The following is a 16,291-nucleotide window of genomic DNA, read 5'->3' on the forward strand; positions in this document are numbered from 1 at the left end:
GGAATCGCCAGCATTTCGAGGGGCACAGGCCGCAGGGCAAGCGGTGGCGACAGGGACGGCGTGAGGCTCAAGGTGGGACGCTTTCCTACAAGACGATTCGAGCATATTTATCAACATTATAGCATTAATGTCAAATCGATAGCCGGGTTGAATTCGATCTCTAACGGATTACGTTGTAATATGAGCGCACTGCTTATCCTTTTCGCGGCCATGCCCGACGTTCTCTCCGACGAAACCCGCCTAGCCGCCGATATCGAGCGCCTCAAAGTCGAATTCCCGAAGACGCGCGAGCTCTATCGCGAGGTGTGCGCGTTGCTGTTCTTTCGCTTTGGCGTCGCGCCCACTGCCAATCGCCTCTACAACCTCGTGCGCCGCGGCACCATGAGCACGCCGGCGTCGGTGCTAAGCGAATTCTGGGCGGAGCTGCGCGAGAAAAGCCGGGTGCGTATCGAGCATCCGGATCTGCCGACGGATCTGAGCGACGCCGCAGGCGAGCTGATCGGGACGCTGTGGACACGGGCGACGACGTCTGCACAGGCCGAACTGATGTCCCTGCGCGACGAAGTTGAAGCGCAGCGTGCCGAGGCGGAACAGAAAGTGGTCGCGGCGCGCGAGGAGTTGGGTCGGACCGAGGCGGCGCTGGAGCAGCGTACGACAGCACTTCTGGCGGCCCAGGTCGAGATCCGGGAGCTGGAGCGGCGGCAGGCCGAGGAGGCCGCCACGCGTAAAGCGCTTGAGGCGCAGATCAAGCGTCTCGGCGAAGAGGCGCTCGTGCGCGAGCGAGAACTCGAGACGGTGCGCCACACCTTCTCGCGTGATTTGGATAAGCTCCGTGAGACCGCCGGCCGTGCCGAGGAGCGCTTACGCGCATCGGAAAAGCGGGCACTGCTGGAGATCGATCGCGAACGCAGCGCGGTGGCCAGGGCTCAGAAAGAACTGGCCGAGGCGACCAAACGAGCCGACAAGCGAGACGCCGAGCATCGTCGCACTGTCGAGGCGCTGCAGGGGCAGCAGGGCGATGCCCGCCATCAGGCCGGCGTGCTGCAAGGCAAGCTCGCCGCGATTGAAGCGGCACACAAGTCACTTCAGGAGCAGTTGAAGACGCTGCGCGGAACGACGCGCGCCCCGACCCGGCGCATGCCCGCGGCAGACTCCGGTCCGCCAGTCAGGCGAGCGGCCCGAAAGGCAGCCGTTGGCAAAACGTCGAGAGCCAAAGCTCGCACGTAGATAATGACCGGATGGCGCCAGAGAGTGGCGAGCAGGTCACGGCCGGCCGGTGCGTCTGTCGCGCCGACGGTCTAAAGGAGCAAACGGATGAGAAGATCAGCAGAGAACAAGTTGCGGGTCGTGGCAGTGCGCATCGACCCCGTCATCGAACAGCGGTTGCGCGTGCTGGCCGAGGCCACGGGGCGCAAGCAATCCTTCTTCTTGCAGCGGATGATCGAGGAAGGCCTCGACGCGATGGAAGAAATCTGGCTGTCGCCGGACACCCTGGCCAAGGTTCGAAAGGGCGATTTGCCCGAGCTGCTGTCCACACACAGCACGACCTCGGATCTGTTCGACCTGGATGTGGTCGATGCTGCCTCATAGCAGCCGCGGTTCCGCGTTGTCGTAGCGGTTCGGTAAGATTGTGGTCGTTTTCAATAGAGAGGAAGAGACGCCAATGAACAAGCAGGAATTGATTGACGCGGTTGCGTCGCAGCCGGGGACGAGCAAGACCGCCCGCAGAAGAGGCGATTAATGCGATGTTTGAGACGATTTCGAAATCGGTGGCGGCGGGCGACACCGTTCAGCTGATCGGCTTTGGATCGTTCGGCACCGGGGAACGCGCCGCGCGGACTGGCGCAATCCGCAGACCGGTGAGACGATCACGATCGCCGCGGCCAAGACGGTAAAGTTCACCGCCGGGAAAGGCTTCAAAGACGTCGTCAATCAGGCGTGAGCGCAGCAACGACCGGGTGGCGCGCGACGGCCGCAGGCGGGGAGTTTTCCGTCGCATCACTCGTTCGACGGGTCCCGACCTAATCAGAAAAGCTGAGTCTCGAGCGGTATGAGGTTCACCCATTTCACCGCCGTGCGGCGCTCCTGTCCGTCCGGGTGAATGGAGCGAATCATGACGCGTTGCCCGCGGGCTTCGCCCAGCACTTCCGCAATCCGGCCTTCATAGCGCACCAGGGTGCCGCGCGCCGGCTTGCGTTTGAGTTTCGTGCGACTAGGCAGAGCGGACATTTCCTGACAGGCTGACATGCGATGATGCGATTATCGCCTGTCCTCACATCAACGCAGATTTTTTCGTTCCTTCTCACGCTCGAGAGTCAACCATGCGCCGCATAGCCGTCCGTCACTCGCCGATTCATGGTCGTGGTGTGTTCGCCGCGGCGACTATCTCCGTCGGTGATGTAATCCTCGAGTACAAGGGCGAGATCATCTCGGCGAGAGAGGCACAGCGCCGGTGTGAGCGGTCCACCGCGGAAGACGGACACACCTTCTTCTTCGGGCTCGACGACGGACGCATGATCGACGGCGCACAAGGTGGCAACTCCGCGCGTTGGATTAATCACAGTTGCGCGCCTAACTGTGAAGCTGAACAGGAAGGCGACCGGGTCTTCATCCGGGCAACACGCACGATCGAAGAGGGCGCGGAGATCTTCATCGACTATGCGCTTGATGTCGAAGGGCGCCGAACGGCGGCGCTCAAGCGCCTTTACGCATGTCGGTGCGGCGCTCGCCGCTGTCGCGGCACGATGCTGGATGCCCGTCGGTAGCGTACTCGTCGTGAGGCACATCTGGCACACGGTGATTCATGAAAAGGCCGGACGAAAGCAACGGCGACCGCTTCCCCGACGCATTGAAATGAATTAGCCTGATCGCTCTTCATCGACGACATTGCTGAGTGCGACGACGATGCAGCAAAGCATGCAACAGCTCGATTTATTTGCCGACAGCCGCGACGTGGTACTGCGCAATGACGTCGTGGAGCACTTGCAGCGTCGCCATGCGGGGGACGCGCGCGCCTCACTGACGCAGCTCGGCAGCGAATACCCTGACGACAGCGCGCTGCCGGCGATGACGGTGCTTGTTTGCGAACTCGAGAATGGCTCAAGCCTTCCACTGACGGACCACGCGGAGCTAACCGCAGTCCGCCGACACCTTGAGGACGAAGTAACGCCTGCGGCGCAACGGGTGCTGCCTCCAAAGGACCTTTATGCGTGGTCGACACCGTGCTGGCGCTCGCTCGCCGAGCGCGCTGCACCGCTGGTCTTTTGCAGGAGCCACACCGAAAGCCATGCCGCGCCGCTATGGCTCCGCGCAGGGGACTGGGCGGCGGCCAGTGACGCCGTCAACACGATCGAATCGTGGTGGCGCATCCCGTCGCCACTCGCCTGGATGACCGAAGCGCGCTATCGAGGGGCCGGTCTCGATGCGGCGTGGCCGCTACTCGCAGAATTGGCGTGGCTGGCACCGTCACGGTTCGCCACCTTGATGGCCGGACTTCGGGACGCTTCGCTCGATGCGCTGCGTCGGCGCTTCGATGCTGAGTTTCCCGGCACAGGCGAAATCGAGGACTATGTTTGGTTTCCGGCCTGGCTACTGGTCGTCAAGCCAGCGCTCGCGGGTCGGCTGGGGGAGGCGCGCGTGCAGCGAGAGCTACCTGCGTCGCGTGCCACGGCCTTGCTTGGGGAGATTTTGCGTCGCGAACATGAAGGTGACCAGCACGAATTGGTGAGCTTACGCGAAGAACTGAGTCGGCTGCATACTGGCCTGTTTGACGCATACATGGCAACACGGAAAGTGCAGCATCGATGACCGGAGCCGCTCGCTTCACCGGCATGACCTTCACTTGCGAGCCAGCGGCCTTCGTAACAGGCGAGTTCGCTGAATTTGTACCGTGCTCCCTTCGGCTGGATCTCGAAGCGCCTCCGACGAACCGCCTTTTTCGGCCTGCCGAGCGACCATCACCCGCGCGGCGCGGACAGCGGGCGCTGCGCGTAAAATACGAGGTCAGCCGCACACATGGGAACGGACTTGAACCGGTGCCAACCAGCGAACGGTTCGAGGTCGGCGAGGATAGGCAATAAATAGCGGTAGAAAATTAGAGAGACTCGGGTGTACGGGATGGCCGCGTCCGGCGAAGTGTGGCGAGAAAGAGGCGTGAGATGTGCGACGGTCGTTCATCGCGTATGCTTGCCAGCTTTGTGCACACTCAACATTGACGACCGATTGGCTCGCTCCCCCTCCAAAGAGACGCGTGGAAACAAAAAAGATGACCGATGTGCTCGTGCCTGAAGGCGCCTACAGGGACACGCTCAGCGATGTGGTCGCGCTCCTGGAAGACGGCCGGGGTGCCGCAGCGCGGAGCATCAATGCACTGATGACTGCGACCTATTGGTTGGTCGGCCGTCGGATTGTCGAATCGGAACAGGGCGGGCAGGGGCGCGCCGAGTATGGGCAGGCGCTCTTGCAACGCCTGTCAGGGGATCTGACGAAGCAGTTTGGAAGGGGCTTTGGCGCTGACAATTTGGAACTGATGCGCCTCTTCTACCAGAGCTATCCGCCGAGCGAGATTACCGAATCGGTGATTCGGAAATCTGCGACCCGCGCCTCGCGAACAAAATCCGAATCACCGATTCGGAAATTCTCGCTCCAGCAGTTGGCTGAACGTTTTCCATTGTCCTGGACGCATTACGTGCGACTAATGCGACGGACGCGATCGCCGGAAGAGCGGTCGTTCTACGAAGGCGAAGCGCTGCGTGGTGGATGGAGCGTGAGACAACTCGAACGCCAGATCGGCAGTCAGTTTTACACCCGCACGTTGATGTCCAACGATAAGCGCGCAATGCTCGCCAAGGGCGCCGTCGCAGCTCCGGGCGACACGATGAAGCCCGAAGAAGCGATCAAAGACCCTTACGTTCTCGAGTTCCTTGACTTGAAGGACGAGTATTCGGAAAGCGACCTTGAAGACGCCCTCATCCACCGGCTCGAGGACTTCTTGCTTGAGCTGGGCGGCGACTTCACGTTCGTAGGGCGGCAGCGGCGATTGCGCATCGGAGACAGCTGGTTTCGTGTAGATCTGCTCTTCTTCCATCGACGACTGCGCTGTCTCGTAATCATCGATCTCAAACTGACCGAGCTGAATCATGCGGATGTCGGGCAGATGCACATGTACTGTAATTACGCGAAGGAACACTGGACACTGCCGGGCGAAAACCCGCCAGTCGGCCTGATTCTTTGTGCAAGAACCAACGAAGCGATCGCACGCTATGCGCTCGACGGCCTGCCCAACAAGGTGCTTGCCGCCGAGTATCACACAGTGCTTCCCGACGAAAAATTGCTCGCGGAGGAGTTGGCGAAAACCCGTAGGGAATGGGAAGCGCAACATCCCATTTTGCTCGACGGAGGCGATCGCTCTCCGGACTGACAGACCGATAGCAGGGTTGTCATCTGCTCGCTACTCCCAACGCATTAGTCGTTGGTCTCCTGGTCGGCCTAGCGCCACCGATCCGAAAACGCTCATCCGCGCGGCGCGAGATTACGAGGCGACGCAGGCGCAGTTTGCGATGGAGTGTGCCCTGTCCGCGCTGCATTGATGGAGGCCGGCTACGGCTACGAAATCCCGGTTATTGACGTCGTCGAGCCCTAGATGCCCTCGTTGCCGCGGCGCTCGCGGGTCGCGTTCGGAAGGCAGCGGTGGACGATTGCGTGCGACGCCTGATTCGCAATGCGGATTCGCTGGTGGGCGAGCGTTGCACATGCGCATGGAAGCCGCCGGGCCCTGAAAAAGAGGAAGGGTGTCGGCCGATGCAGCGCTTGCGCTGCTCACGCCTTCGCGTGAGTCCGGCATGGCCCATCGTTACAGCCAAGGCCCCAAGGCCGGTTACGCGCCCGCATCCTTCCTTGACTTCTCGAGAGCCTCGATACGCTGTTCTCAATGGATCAGGAGATGCACAGCGTATGAAGACAATCGCAGTTGACGGAAAACATCACGTCCCCGCTACTTCGGCCGGCGTGCTCAAGCGGACCTCCCTGGAAGCCGATCGTGAGCTCGCTCATATACGGGAAGTTGTGACGGCAGTGCGTGCAACATCAGCTTCGTTGCCAATAAGCGTTCCGTACTGGAGGGCACGCCTGCATGAGCTGCGCATCGCCTACGCATTGCTTCCCGTCCAACTTGCCCGGCTGCCTGCGCTTGAGCATGAAGTCGAACAGCTCGCCCAGAAACAGGTCGACGTCGGAGCGAGCGACGGGCGCCGCGCGGCGTAGATTCGCCGCGCCAATTGAGCTACTAGAAGAGTCGATATATAGTGCTTATGAGTATGGCCGATGGACTGCTGAATGGACTGGCTCCGACGAAGCTAGTCGCCAGTGGCAAGCTACTGCCATTAACTCAAGCGTGCAAATACGACTTATCACGCTTGAAAGGTTTGTAATATAGCGAAGCCACGGATCAGGACAGCATCTCCCCGACAAGCGGCCTCCGAACGTCAGCGTATCGTTCGATATGGTTTCGGCGTTCGGCCGTCGCTTCCTTTCGGTAAGATAGCGGTCAGTCCAGAATGAGGAAAACGCAATGAACAAACAGGACCTGCTCGATGCGGTGGCGTCGCAAACCGGAAACACCAAGGTGGCGGTCGACGAGATGCTGACCGCAGTGTTGGCGACGATCACGAAAGAGGTGAGTGCGGGGCGCGCGGTGCAGTTGGTCGGGTTCGGCAGCTTCGGCCGCGGCGAGCGTGCGGCACGTACCGGTCGCAACCCGCAGACCGGCGAGGCTGTCAAGGTCGCCGCCGCAAAGACGGTCAAGTTCTCCGCCGGTAAGGCCTTCAAGGACGCGATCAACGCGTCTTGACGGCTCGAGCTTCAGGCGCGGGCGAATGCACGCGGCCGACTCAGAATAACTGGCTCTCAAGCGGAAACAGATTGGCCAGCTTGACGGCCGTTTGGCGCTCGCGTCCATCGGGATGAATTGAGCGGCTCATGACGCGCTGACCGCGCGCCTCACCTAAAATCTCGACGATGCGATCGCGGTAACGCGCCAGCGTGCCGCCTGACGGTTTTCGCTTCGTGCGACGGCGAGTCGATGAGGGCATAAGCGAGCGGTAGCATGTGTCGCTCCGGCTATGCCAAGCCTTTCGCCTGCCGCGCGTATCCGTAGACGTACACCGGCACACCGGCACACCGACAACTAGGCCCCGCCCCCTTTCTCTATGCGTCGCTTCTTCGTTCGTCGCTCGCCTGTTCACGGACGCGGCGTGTTTGCAGTGGCCCGGATCAGCGCGGGTGAGACAATCCTTGAATACAAGGGCAAGCTGATCTCGTGGGCAGTGGCCCAGCGTCGCTATGAACGCTCGGCGGCGGAAGACGGTCATACATTCTTTTTCGACCTTGATGACGGGCGCGTGATCGACGGGGCGCAGGGTGGCAACTCGGCGCGCTGGGTGAACCATAGCTGTGAACCAAACTGTGAAGCTGAGCAACAGCGCAGTCGCGTCTTTTTTCAAGCGCTGAGAGATATTGAGCCGGGCGAGGAGTTGTTCATTGATTATCGGCTCTTCGTCGAAGGTCGGAAGACGTTAGCGCTGAAAAAGCTCTACGCCTGTCGATGCGGCGCAGCGCGTTGCCGGGGCGCCATGTTGGCACTCTGGGCGGCACACGTGCTTGCGGCTGACCGGAACGCCGCTACATGAAGCGGCCCATCAGCTTGGCGGGTGATCAATCGGAGCGAAGCGGCATCGCACTTTGCAATGTTCGTCATCGGCGTCGAGATTTGTCATCCGCATAGCTGTCCTTTCAATGCAGTTCTTAGTGGTGAAGTCGCATGCCAGCACATAAATGGACTTTCGCGCCTCGCTTCAGACGCTCGGCGTTCGGGTGGAAATCGGCGCTGCCGATCCAGCGCATCAAAGAAGCGATTTCTGAAATCCGTTCTGCCGCGCGCATCGATCCAGTGCTGGGCGCAGAGGGCGCAGTCCTGCTGCTCGAAAAATTGTCGCCCGCGCTTGAGCAGGTGGACAGTTCCTCGGGCGCTTTGGGCAGCGCCGTCAATCGCGCAATCGATGCGCTGGTGCCGGTGATCGCCGCGGCCGACGTGCCGCGGGCGGTGCGGGAGCGCTGGTTGGAACGGCTGTTCGAAGCGTTACAAGAGGACCAGATGCCGTACATCGAGAGTTTGGGGGAACACTGGGGCACTTTATGTGGCACGCCCGAGCTCGCTTCTCGATGGGCAGACCAATTGCTGCCGCTCACCCGGCATATTGTGCAGGCGGACGAGTACGGATTTTTTGCCGGGACGATACCGTGTCTGAGCGCGTTACACGCGGCCGGCCGCTTCGATGAGGTGCTGGAGCTTGTCAGCCATGACCGACTGAAATTCTGGTGGTATCGCCGATGGGCGGTCGAGTCCCTCGTTTCGCTCGGTCGCCCCGGCGACGCGATCAGCCTGGCGGAATCGAGCCGTGGACTCAACGCCCCGGAAGGCGCCATCGCACGGCGTTGCGAGGCGATTCTTCTCGACTGTGGGATGGCCGAGGAGGCCTATCAGCGCTACGCGCTCGCTGCCAATCGGGCAGGGACCTACCTTGCGACCTTTCGGGCAATCGCAAAGAAGTACCCCGATCGTTTGCCAGAAAGCATTCTTGCCGATCTCATTGAATCGGAGCCCGGCTCGCTAGGCAAATGGTTCGCCGCTGCGAAAGACGCGGGCTTGCTGGATATTGCGCTGTCGCTTGCGAAGAATCACCCAACAGACCCCAAAACGCTCACGCGCGCGGCGCGCGATTTTGCAGTAAAGCAGCCGTCATTCGCAATGGCCTGCGGATTGTGCGCTTTGCGATGGATGGATGCCGGCTACGGTTACGAGATAGCGCCTATCGATGTGCTCGACGCTTACGATGCGACGGTCGAGGCCGCGGCGGCAGCGGGCGTTCCGGCGCCAGACGTGCAGGATCGTGTGCGACAACTCGTCGGAGGGCCTTCCTCGTTTATCGCGAAGGTGCTCGCAACAAAACTGGCCTGACCTCGGGACGGCGGGCGCGACGAACCGGCAGCTGCACTGAAGCCGACGCGCGACCGAGTCAGAGCAATACTGCTTTGTGCAGTAGCTCGAGTGCCGTCAGCTCGTCTAGTCGACCTATGCGCGCTTTGCCCGCCAGCGTCTTGAGCAGCGCTTCCGCTATTGGCGAGATACCGTCCAAACCCTGCAGACTTGTTGCCGAAGCCGGTGGAAACTGAGCGTTCGCGAGGTCACGTGCCGGCACGCGACCGCCGTCGTCTTCCACGGCGTGCGCGTCGATTGCGGCGGGTTGTTCCGGTTCGTTCGTCGGGGAAGGACCGACGGCCTTTGCGCTACTGAGCTGCGGCTCGGAGACAATCGGCTCCTGTTCACTCGCAGACGTAGCGGACGGCGTCTCACTCGCCCGAAGAGAAGGAGACAATACATCCGATGCGCCGGCGTCATCGGTGGCTGCCCGAGACACTTGTTCTTGAGCGCTCGCGCGAGCGCGTGACGCGGGCGCGAGTAGAACTGAGACGGACTCGGGAATTTCCGCTTCTGAGCGCGGCTGGTCCAACCAGCCAGTTGGCAAACCAAGCCGCTCGGTAAAGCGGTTCGCTTCTGCCTCGTCCATCCGCTTTTTGCCGTGCAGTCGATGCGCCATGTTGGACCCGCTCATTCCCATGACGAGACCGAGCTTGGCTTTCGATCCGTTGCGCCCGGTGAGCACATGAAGGTTCGCGCGTCGGATGCTCTCGACCGTGGTGCCATCGTCGAGGCTCAATTGTTGGGGCGATGTTGCTTCGATTGTTGCCCGTCGACCGGAAGCGGTTTTTGCAGCGGCTTTGCCGGTTGTCTGCTTGGCCAGTTGAGCTTGACCGGTCTTCACATTGCTATGCGGGCTCTTCGCGTTCTTAGATGGCATTTGTACATCCTCGGACGCACCGTCCGCAACAAACAACTGTTCTTGTGTGAGTTGAACGGCCGGTGCCGGCGCCGATGCCGATACCATCTGCGTCGTGGCGTCCTCGTCCACGCCGTCGTCCGTTCGAACAAACTCGAGGGGCGCTTTCAAGCGAGCAATGAGTTCGGGCGAAAGGGCAGGGTAGGGCTGATCGAAAAACCCATGAGGCAGACCGAGCGTGGTCTCCATGTGAAAGGCCGTCTCGGGCGTAAATCTTTCGCCCTTCGTAAGCTCCGCGACACGCGAAAGAGTGGAATCCAGCGCCAACGCGATATTCTCAGCGCCGACCGCATCGACCAAGAACTGAAATGACCGCGTCTTGATGATCGAGGCCGTCGGGGCGGGTTCTTTGGAAGGCGACTGAGAGGACGTACGATTGCGGGACGAGAAGTTCGGTTTAGACAGGTGATGAGGCTGGCGGCTGTTCGCCTTTTCTCGGTACCCCGCATTTCGCCCGCGGGTCTGACTCATAGCTTAAGCTCCAGTGCGGCGCATTGACTTTTCAACTTGGGATTATATGCGAGGGATCGTCGGCCGCTGCTATGCGAAAACCCCTCGTCCGTTAGCGCGGCGTCATGATATGTGGGGACGGTCGCGTCCTCGGCCTTTGCCGACATTGAGGTCGGTCGTGTTTAGCGTCTGCACCCCGGTGGATTGCTGACCAGCCGCACCGGTTATGCACGGTTTCTGTGACGCAGACAGGGAGAGACTGCTGCGCCAGGCCGCCAAATGAGCGACCCCGCCTTGAGAAAATCAGACCGGAATTCGCCTCAAGCGAGGCGATAAACATTCGTTACCGTGCTCCGGAAAAGAGCTTGTCGATCTTGTGCGCTCGCATCCGCGGTCAGACGTTTAAACGCGTTCCAGCCGTTGCTAAACGGATAGGAGCCTTTGTTGACCTAAAAGTTGCTCTCGAACATACAGCGATTTGCACCGAACGCCTCGGTACACGTAAACTGCTCGCCCCCGATCGATCAAGCTGTTTCGATCACGGAACGCTTGAGACGCTTGAGTTCCGCGAGCGTCTCAAGCGCGCGCCCTTCGTCTTCTTTCAGATCCTGCAGAAAGGCCTCGTTGTGTTCCTTGATCCAGCTTAGCGGCATATCCCACCATGCGAGTTCCAGCAGGCTTTCCCGCACTTTCTCGGGAAAACGGAAACGCACGAGTCGCGCGGGCGATCCGACGTAGATGCCATACGGCTCGCTGCGGAAGTTGGCCGGCACGACGGCACGCGCGCCGATCACGCATCCCGATTCGATAATGCTGCCGCCGAGAAACAGCGCTTCGTCGCCGATCCAGATGTCGTTGCGCAGCACCGTATCGGCGTATTGCGGCATGGGCGCATTGCGCAAGCCGTCGCCGTAGCCGGAGAACAGCTTGGTCGAGATCGTGTTCATCGGATGCTGGCCGTTGAGCAGAAACCGGAGACGCAAGCCGCCCGACACGAACTTGCCGACGACGAGCTTCTGAGCGCCCGCATCGTATTTCACGATCGATCCGACGCCTATGCCCGATCCGCGGCCGATGCTGAACGTGCCGACCGTGGCTTCTTCATCGAGCCAGTTGCGAAAGAAATTGTTCGGAATGGCCGAGTACGTACCGTCGCGGTATCCCATGATGATAAATTGCCGCGAGAGAGGGTGATTCGGCAGAATGCCGATGCAATCATCGGAAGTGTTGACGTTCATGAGCTAGGCGGACTAAGAGCGATGCGCGATGCGAACGGCCGCGATGCCTCGAAGGTCGGGGATCATGGCCACCAGATCCCGAAATCGTATCAGCGAGTGCGGGTACCGAAAGCGTCGAAAAGACGCGGCTTTCACGCGTAATTCGCCTCTTTGCTCGACACGAAAGCTGTTCCTCACGTTCATCTAGTTCGATCCGCTTAGAGTGGGAGCACTGCACACTCCAGCGTGGCGCGAAATGGACAATTACTTCGACGGCCTTTTCAAGAGCCAGCCGCTATCGGCACAGGTCACCCATCCCAAGATCGTCGTGTGGCGATACAGCTATTACGCGGGCTACTATCACGGGCATTCGTTCGATGACTGCGCGCGCTACCTCGGCGCCTAAGACACGGGGGGCGACCGGTTCATCGTCGGCAGTTTCTGTTCGATCGGAAGCGGCGCGACGTTCACGATGGCCGGCAATCAAGGGCATCGAAACGATTGGATCAGCACATTCCGTTCTACATGCAGGAGGAGGAACCGGCGTTCGCCGATGCCCACGATGCATTCCAACGCGCCGGCGACACGATCGTCGGAAGTGATGTCTGAGGAGGCATCTCAATAATGCGTCGCTTTCCTTTACAGTCGACGGATCAACCCAGCGTTGCGTGCAATGACGCATCGCAGTTTTTTTGACGCGGCGAAATTCGCTTAGCCTGTACGCTCTTCGTGGACCTTCTTGAGCGCAACGACGATGCAGCAACTCGACGTATTTACCGACAGCCGGGACGTATCAATGCGCGATGATGTGGTCGAGCAGTTGCAGCTTCGCGACGCCGCCGCAGCGAGATGACGAGCACTTCCGGATCTGGCGCGTCTATCTCGCGGGATGCTCGTACGCATTCGAGAACGACGACGTGTCTATCTAGCAGGTGGTCTGCCGCAAGGCGGGGTGCAGCGCGAAGACGCTGCAGTGGTCGCGTCGGTATATCTACAAGAATGCGCTATGAACCGCAATTCGTGCGGCCCGCGCCTTGTCATACGTCGAGCGCGACACGGGCGCCCGCGTAAGTGTTAACGGGAGTCCAAAATGGCCGAAGATCGTCTGCTTCCAGGCTTAGTCGGTGGCGAATCATAAAGCCCGCTGCGCCCAGGTGGCGAAACACTGTTTCTTGCTTATCCACATTTGAGCAGAAGGGGCCTCAAGAACGGGGCGACGTTCTCGCTCGGAGGGTATGTTGTGGATATCGTCTCGCAGCGTTCCTTCGACGAAGCACGCTCTTACGAAACAATTGGCACCGCTTCGATCAGCGCAACACCAATCAACGCGCCCAGCACTGCCCCCCATCAGCCGCGGATGCCAGCGTTCGAGGTGCAGCGTCGCGAATAGCGCCCCGACAAAGATAATTCCTAGTTCACTGCATCAGTGAAATGGCACCGGCCGCATTCGGCGCGATGGATCGTCGTACTTCCATTTAATCGGCTTCGGATTCTTGTTGTGCTGGACGCGGGCTTCATTACTGGACAGACGTTATTCGTTGACGGTGGCGCATCGGTGGGGAAGGCGGCGTTCTAATCGCGCACCGACCATCGTGCTCGCGGTATGCAAGGGCGCAACGACCCTTCTTCGCTAGCGCGCCCGAAACGACTGTGCGACGTGGCAGTGGCTAGACTCATAACTTTCTCCGGTTCGTCGAGCGCTCTCGCACAACGACGAACTTTTACGCCGCTCTCGTGTGGGTCGGCTTTTCTACCCATACACTGCAGCGAACGACTGTTGCACCCCGTCAAGAGACGCCCATGGCAGCAAGCGTTGATTGGCTGAAGTGGGTGTGCGCCGTGAAAAGGTGGCGCTTTCCAGCGGGTGCAAACCCCGCCCGGCAACCGCTCCAGCCGGAAGCAACCTATAAGGACTTTCCCTTTTTGCAAGCCTGTGGTTCATTCGGTCATTGATTGATTCCGATGTTGTGGCAGACGCGATGGCGGATCGGCGGCGGGGCAGACTGCACACCTATAATCGGCCTGTTGGGGCACTGCCGCTGCTGTGCCCGGGCCCGGATAGTAACCGCGCAGCAGGACTCCATCCGGAGCGCGGCGCCACGCATGAGATGCGTCGCCTGGAGCTTCCTCGAGTTCGCCTGCTGCCGGTCTGACCTGTCGCTATCCATGCCTATTGCGTCCTTGTGTTGGGAGTGGCCCCTTTGGGGTGCTGTACGGTGGTCTCCTGCGTTTCAGGGATCGTGGTGCGGTTCTCGAGTCACGATGGACGGATTGGGGTATAGGAGGGATCGAAGCGCTCGCCTTTGGCGAGGATCGCCCAGAGGATTCGCGCGTGCTTGTTGGCGATGGCCACCAGCGTTCGATACCAGCCGACCCGTGCATGCAGCTGGACGATCCAGCGCGAGAGCCGATCGGTTCGCCGGTGAGCGCTTGTCAGGGCCGAGCGCGCACCCTGGAACAGCAGGGTGCGCAGATAGGTGTTGCCCTGCTTGGTGATGTGACCAAGCCGGGTCTTACCGCCACTGCTGGCCTGTTTGGGCACCGAGCCGAGCCAGGCGGAAAATCGCCGTCCGTTCCTGAACACGTGCGCGTCACCGACGGTTGCGACGGCGGCCGACGCGGTGAGCGGCCCAATACCAACGATGGCCATCAGGCGTTGCGCGTTGGCGTCATGTTTGACCCGCGCAGCAATCTGCGAGTCACACCACGCGATCTGCTCGTCGAGGGCCTGGATGTGATGCCAGCCTGCGAGGAGCGCGGTGCGTGCGATACCGTCCAACTCCGTGGTCCCGTCTTCCAGTGCCTCGACGAAGCGGTCACGGAACGCGTCGATGCCTTGTGGGAGGAACACACCGAACTCAAACAGTTCGCCACGCAGGCGGTTGACGAGTGCCGTACGTTCCTCGACAAAGCCGCTGCGCATCCGGTGCAGCACCAACACGTTCTGCTGGTCAGCGGTTTTCAGCGCGACGAAACGCATATGGGGTCGGCTCGCGGCTTCACAGATCGCTTCTGCGTCCAGCCGGTCGTTCTTCACGTGCTTGCCGCCTTTGCGGTAGGCTGCGGCGAACTGCGGGGCGATCAGGCGAACTTCGTGGCCGAGCGCGCGTAGCTTTCGGCCCCAGTAGTGGGCTGCGCTGCAGGCTTCCATGGCCACCAGGCAGGGCTCAAGATTGGCAAACCATTCGAGAAACTTCTGCCTTGGGATCGCCTTTCTGACTGCCACGTGCTCCATTGAGTCGACTCCATGTACCACGATCAGGTTCTTGGCGAGATCGACGCCGATACGAGTAATCTTGTTCATGACTTTCCCCTTCTCAGATGGATTGCCAGCACCAACCATCGTGGCATATCGTTCGCCACGGGATGGGGAAAGTCCTTCCTAATTCGGAGCAGCTATGGAGGCAACGAAGTGGCTGAAGCCTTCGGTGATGCGTGTCACAAATTGGTGACAGCGCGAGTGTGCAGGCCGTAACGCGAGTGAACGCCGAGCAAACCTCGAAAAGGTCGATGCGCAGGCCGACCCGACAACCCTATCGGGGAAGGTTGATACGGCTGGGCGAATGAGCAGGCGGGACGCCCAGTCGCTGCGCCGGGGTAGTGGCGACAGCATGTACACAAGGAAAGCGTACGCAACACGGGAAGTCCCTTGGCGTGGTCAGGGATGACCAACCGGACGCCCGCGAGGGACAGGCCGGGCGCCTTGGGATGACGGAGAGGCCCGTAGTACTGGTGAAGCTGGGTAATGCCGGTGGAGGGAAGGGGCCTCAGTTCAAGACAGACGCAATACGTAGTGAGGACGTGGAGATTGGGCAACCTATCAACTCCGATCAGTGTTCAGAAGCTGCAGATGGCGTTACACGCGAAAGCGAAGGCAGAAGCCGCTTACCGCTTCTACGCGCTGTACGACAAGATCTATCGCGAGGATGTGCTGGCGCATGCGTACGCCCAGTGTCGCTCGAACAGGGGCGCGCCGGGTGTCGATCGGCAGGACTTCGCGGAGATCGAAGCGTACGGGGTGCAGAAGTGGCTCGGCGAACTGGCGCTTGCGCTCAGGCAGGAGAGTTACCGGCCGGACCCTATTAGAAGAGTGTTTATCCCGAAGGCCAATGGCAAGCTGAGGCCACTGGGCATCTCGACCTTGCGTGATCGGGTGTGCATGACAGCAGCGATGCTGGTGCTCGAACCGATCTTTGAAGCGGACCTTCCATCAGAGCAGTACGCTTACCGCTCGGGGCGAAACGCCCAGCAAGCGGTGATCGAGGTGGAGGAACGGCTGCATCGAGGGCAAACTGACGTTGTTGATGCCGACCTTGCGGACTACTTCGGAAGTATTCCACACGCCGAACTGATGCTGTCGCTTGCGCGACGCATCGTCGATCGGCGCGTGCTGCATCTGATCCGGATGTGGCTGGAATGCCCCGTTGAAGAAACCGACGATCGAGGCCGGAAGAAACGTACGACGGAGGCCAAAGACAGCAGACGTGGCATTCCGCAAGGCTCACCCATCTCACCACTGCTGGCGAATATTTATATGCGCCGGTTTGTGCTGGCATGGAAGAAGCTCGGACTTCCGCGCAGTCTTGGCAGTCGGATCGTGACCTATGCGGATGATCTTGTGATCCTGTGCAAACAAGGCAAGGCCGAAGAGGCGTTGCTGAAACTGCGCGA

Annotated in this window: 14 protein-coding genes and 4 pseudogenes; 13 read left to right on the top strand and 5 right to left on the bottom strand. The window is 60.5% G+C overall.

Annotated features, from left to right (window positions below; translation table 11 throughout):
- Positions 1–210: 210 nt before the first annotated feature.
- The 3 genes and pseudogenes from NCS02_RS35185 (at position 211) to NCS02_RS35195 (ending at position 1,942) form a co-directional block, all read left to right on the top strand.
- Positions 211–1,227 carry a DNA-binding protein gene (locus NCS02_RS35185; RefSeq protein WP_250508271.1) on the top strand — a complete coding sequence of 339 codons (1,017 nt, stop codon included), beginning with the start codon at positions 211–213 and terminating at the stop codon, positions 1,225–1,227.
- 87 nt (positions 1,228–1,314) lie between these two features.
- Entirely contained in the window at positions 1,315–1,590 is a 276-nt protein-coding gene (locus tag NCS02_RS35190; protein WP_250508251.1) for a YlcI/YnfO family protein, read from the top strand.
- A 155-nt stretch (positions 1,591–1,745) separates the two neighbouring features.
- Positions 1,746–1,942, top strand: a pseudogene (locus NCS02_RS35195) (HU family DNA-binding protein).
- A gap of 83 nt (positions 1,943–2,025) precedes the next feature.
- On the opposite strand, the gene NCS02_RS35200 reads toward NCS02_RS35195, so the two are convergent.
- On the bottom strand, positions 2,026–2,247 hold the full coding sequence (locus tag NCS02_RS35200; RefSeq protein ID WP_250520367.1) for a hypothetical protein: 222 nt from the start codon (positions 2,245–2,247) through the stop codon (positions 2,026–2,028).
- A gap of 74 nt (positions 2,248–2,321) precedes the next feature.
- Here NCS02_RS35200 and NCS02_RS35205 point away from each other — a divergent pair, with 74 nt between their 5' ends.
- From NCS02_RS35205 to NCS02_RS35235, 7 genes are all read left to right on the top strand, one after another.
- The gene (locus NCS02_RS35205) at positions 2,322–2,765 is read left to right on the top strand and encodes an SET domain-containing protein (protein WP_250508253.1); all 444 of its coding nucleotides are present in this window, start codon (positions 2,322–2,324) and stop codon (positions 2,763–2,765) included.
- A 151-nt stretch (positions 2,766–2,916) separates the two neighbouring features.
- The gene (locus tag NCS02_RS35210) at positions 2,917–3,807 is read left to right on the top strand and encodes a hypothetical protein (RefSeq protein WP_250508254.1); all 891 of its coding nucleotides are present in this window, start codon (positions 2,917–2,919) and stop codon (positions 3,805–3,807) included.
- A 457-nt stretch (positions 3,808–4,264) separates the two neighbouring features.
- Positions 4,265–5,419, top strand: a complete 1,155-nt coding sequence (locus NCS02_RS35215; RefSeq protein WP_250508255.1) for a PDDEXK nuclease domain-containing protein — start codon at positions 4,265–4,267, stop codon at positions 5,417–5,419.
- Positions 5,420–5,952: 533 nt separating this feature from the next.
- Positions 5,953–6,261 (top strand): hypothetical protein, encoded by a 309-nt coding sequence (locus NCS02_RS35220; RefSeq protein WP_250508256.1) that lies wholly within the window; start codon positions 5,953–5,955, stop codon positions 6,259–6,261.
- A gap of 307 nt (positions 6,262–6,568) precedes the next feature.
- Positions 6,569–6,847 carry an HU family DNA-binding protein gene (locus NCS02_RS35225; protein ID WP_250508257.1) on the top strand — a complete coding sequence of 93 codons (279 nt, stop codon included), beginning with the start codon at positions 6,569–6,571 and terminating at the stop codon, positions 6,845–6,847.
- Positions 6,848–7,205: 358 nt separating this feature from the next.
- Positions 7,206–7,685 (top strand): SET domain-containing protein, encoded by a 480-nt coding sequence (locus tag NCS02_RS35230; RefSeq protein ID WP_250508258.1) that lies wholly within the window; start codon positions 7,206–7,208, stop codon positions 7,683–7,685.
- Between the two features lie 131 nt (positions 7,686–7,816).
- Complete coding sequence (locus tag NCS02_RS35235; protein ID WP_250508259.1) at positions 7,817–9,013, top strand: hypothetical protein; 1,197 nt, start codon at positions 7,817–7,819, stop codon at positions 9,011–9,013.
- A gap of 58 nt (positions 9,014–9,071) precedes the next feature.
- On the opposite strand, the gene NCS02_RS35240 is transcribed toward NCS02_RS35235, so the two are convergent.
- The 3 genes and pseudogenes from NCS02_RS35240 to NCS02_RS35250 form a co-directional block, all read right to left on the bottom strand.
- Positions 9,072–10,424 carry a hypothetical protein gene (locus NCS02_RS35240; RefSeq protein WP_250508260.1) on the bottom strand — a complete coding sequence of 451 codons (1,353 nt, stop codon included), beginning with the start codon at positions 10,422–10,424 and terminating at the stop codon, positions 9,072–9,074.
- Between the two features lie 299 nt (positions 10,425–10,723).
- Positions 10,724–10,906, bottom strand: a pseudogene (locus NCS02_RS35245) (amidohydrolase family protein); the annotation flags it as partial.
- 21 nt (positions 10,907–10,927) lie between these two features.
- Positions 10,928–11,641, bottom strand: coding sequence for an LbetaH domain-containing protein (locus NCS02_RS35250; protein ID WP_250508261.1), 714 nt, complete (start codon positions 11,639–11,641; stop codon positions 10,928–10,930).
- 235 nt (positions 11,642–11,876) lie between these two features.
- On the opposite strand from NCS02_RS35250, the pseudogene NCS02_RS35255 reads away from it, so the two are divergent.
- Positions 11,877–12,226 (top strand): annotated as a pseudogene (locus NCS02_RS35255) (LbetaH domain-containing protein); the annotation flags it as partial.
- A 242-nt stretch (positions 12,227–12,468) separates the two neighbouring features.
- Positions 12,469–12,630: pseudogene (locus tag NCS02_RS35260) on the top strand (SAM-dependent methyltransferase); the annotation flags it as partial.
- Positions 12,631–13,877: 1,247 nt separating this feature from the next.
- On the opposite strand, the gene NCS02_RS35265 reads toward NCS02_RS35260, so the two are convergent.
- Positions 13,878–14,924 (bottom strand): IS110 family RNA-guided transposase, encoded by a 1,047-nt coding sequence (locus NCS02_RS35265; protein WP_250508262.1) that lies wholly within the window; start codon positions 14,922–14,924, stop codon positions 13,878–13,880.
- 441 nt (positions 14,925–15,365) lie between these two features.
- Between NCS02_RS35265 and NCS02_RS35270 the strand changes: the two genes are divergently transcribed.
- Positions 15,366–16,291 (top strand): reverse transcriptase domain-containing protein (locus NCS02_RS35270; RefSeq protein ID WP_350029942.1); only part of this gene is annotated, 926 nt, incomplete at its 3' end.

It is taken from the genome of Caballeronia sp. NCF2 (genome assembly GCF_023631205.1).
Taxonomy (GTDB): domain Bacteria; phylum Pseudomonadota; class Gammaproteobacteria; order Burkholderiales; family Burkholderiaceae; genus Caballeronia; species Caballeronia zhejiangensis.

Coding starts and splice junctions, on each gene's coding strand:
- NCS02_RS35210 (WP_250508254.1), top strand. CDS start 2,917: ATGCAACAGCTCGATTTATTTGCCGACAGCCGCGACGTGGTACTGCGC.
- NCS02_RS35220 (WP_250508256.1), top strand. CDS start 5,953: ATGAAGACAATCGCAGTTGACGGAAAACATCACGTCCCCGCTACTTCG.
- NCS02_RS35265 (WP_250508262.1), bottom strand. CDS start 14,924: ATGAACAAGATTACTCGTATCGGCGTCGATCTCGCCAAGAACCTGATC.
- NCS02_RS35230 (WP_250508258.1), top strand. CDS start 7,206: ATGCGTCGCTTCTTCGTTCGTCGCTCGCCTGTTCACGGACGCGGCGTG.
- NCS02_RS35240 (WP_250508260.1), bottom strand. CDS start 10,424: ATGAGTCAGACCCGCGGGCGAAATGCGGGGTACCGAGAAAAGGCGAAC.
- NCS02_RS35225 (WP_250508257.1), top strand. CDS start 6,569: ATGAACAAACAGGACCTGCTCGATGCGGTGGCGTCGCAAACCGGAAAC.
- NCS02_RS35190 (WP_250508251.1), top strand. CDS start 1,315: ATGAGAAGATCAGCAGAGAACAAGTTGCGGGTCGTGGCAGTGCGCATC.
- NCS02_RS35200 (WP_250520367.1), bottom strand. CDS start 2,247: ATGTCAGCCTGTCAGGAAATGTCCGCTCTGCCTAGTCGCACGAAACTC.
- NCS02_RS35205 (WP_250508253.1), top strand. CDS start 2,322: ATGCGCCGCATAGCCGTCCGTCACTCGCCGATTCATGGTCGTGGTGTG.
- NCS02_RS35185 (WP_250508271.1), top strand. CDS start 211: ATGCCCGACGTTCTCTCCGACGAAACCCGCCTAGCCGCCGATATCGAG.
- NCS02_RS35215 (WP_250508255.1), top strand. CDS start 4,265: ATGACCGATGTGCTCGTGCCTGAAGGCGCCTACAGGGACACGCTCAGC.
- NCS02_RS35250 (WP_250508261.1), bottom strand. CDS start 11,641: ATGAACGTCAACACTTCCGATGATTGCATCGGCATTCTGCCGAATCAC.
- NCS02_RS35235 (WP_250508259.1), top strand. CDS start 7,817: ATGCCAGCACATAAATGGACTTTCGCGCCTCGCTTCAGACGCTCGGCG.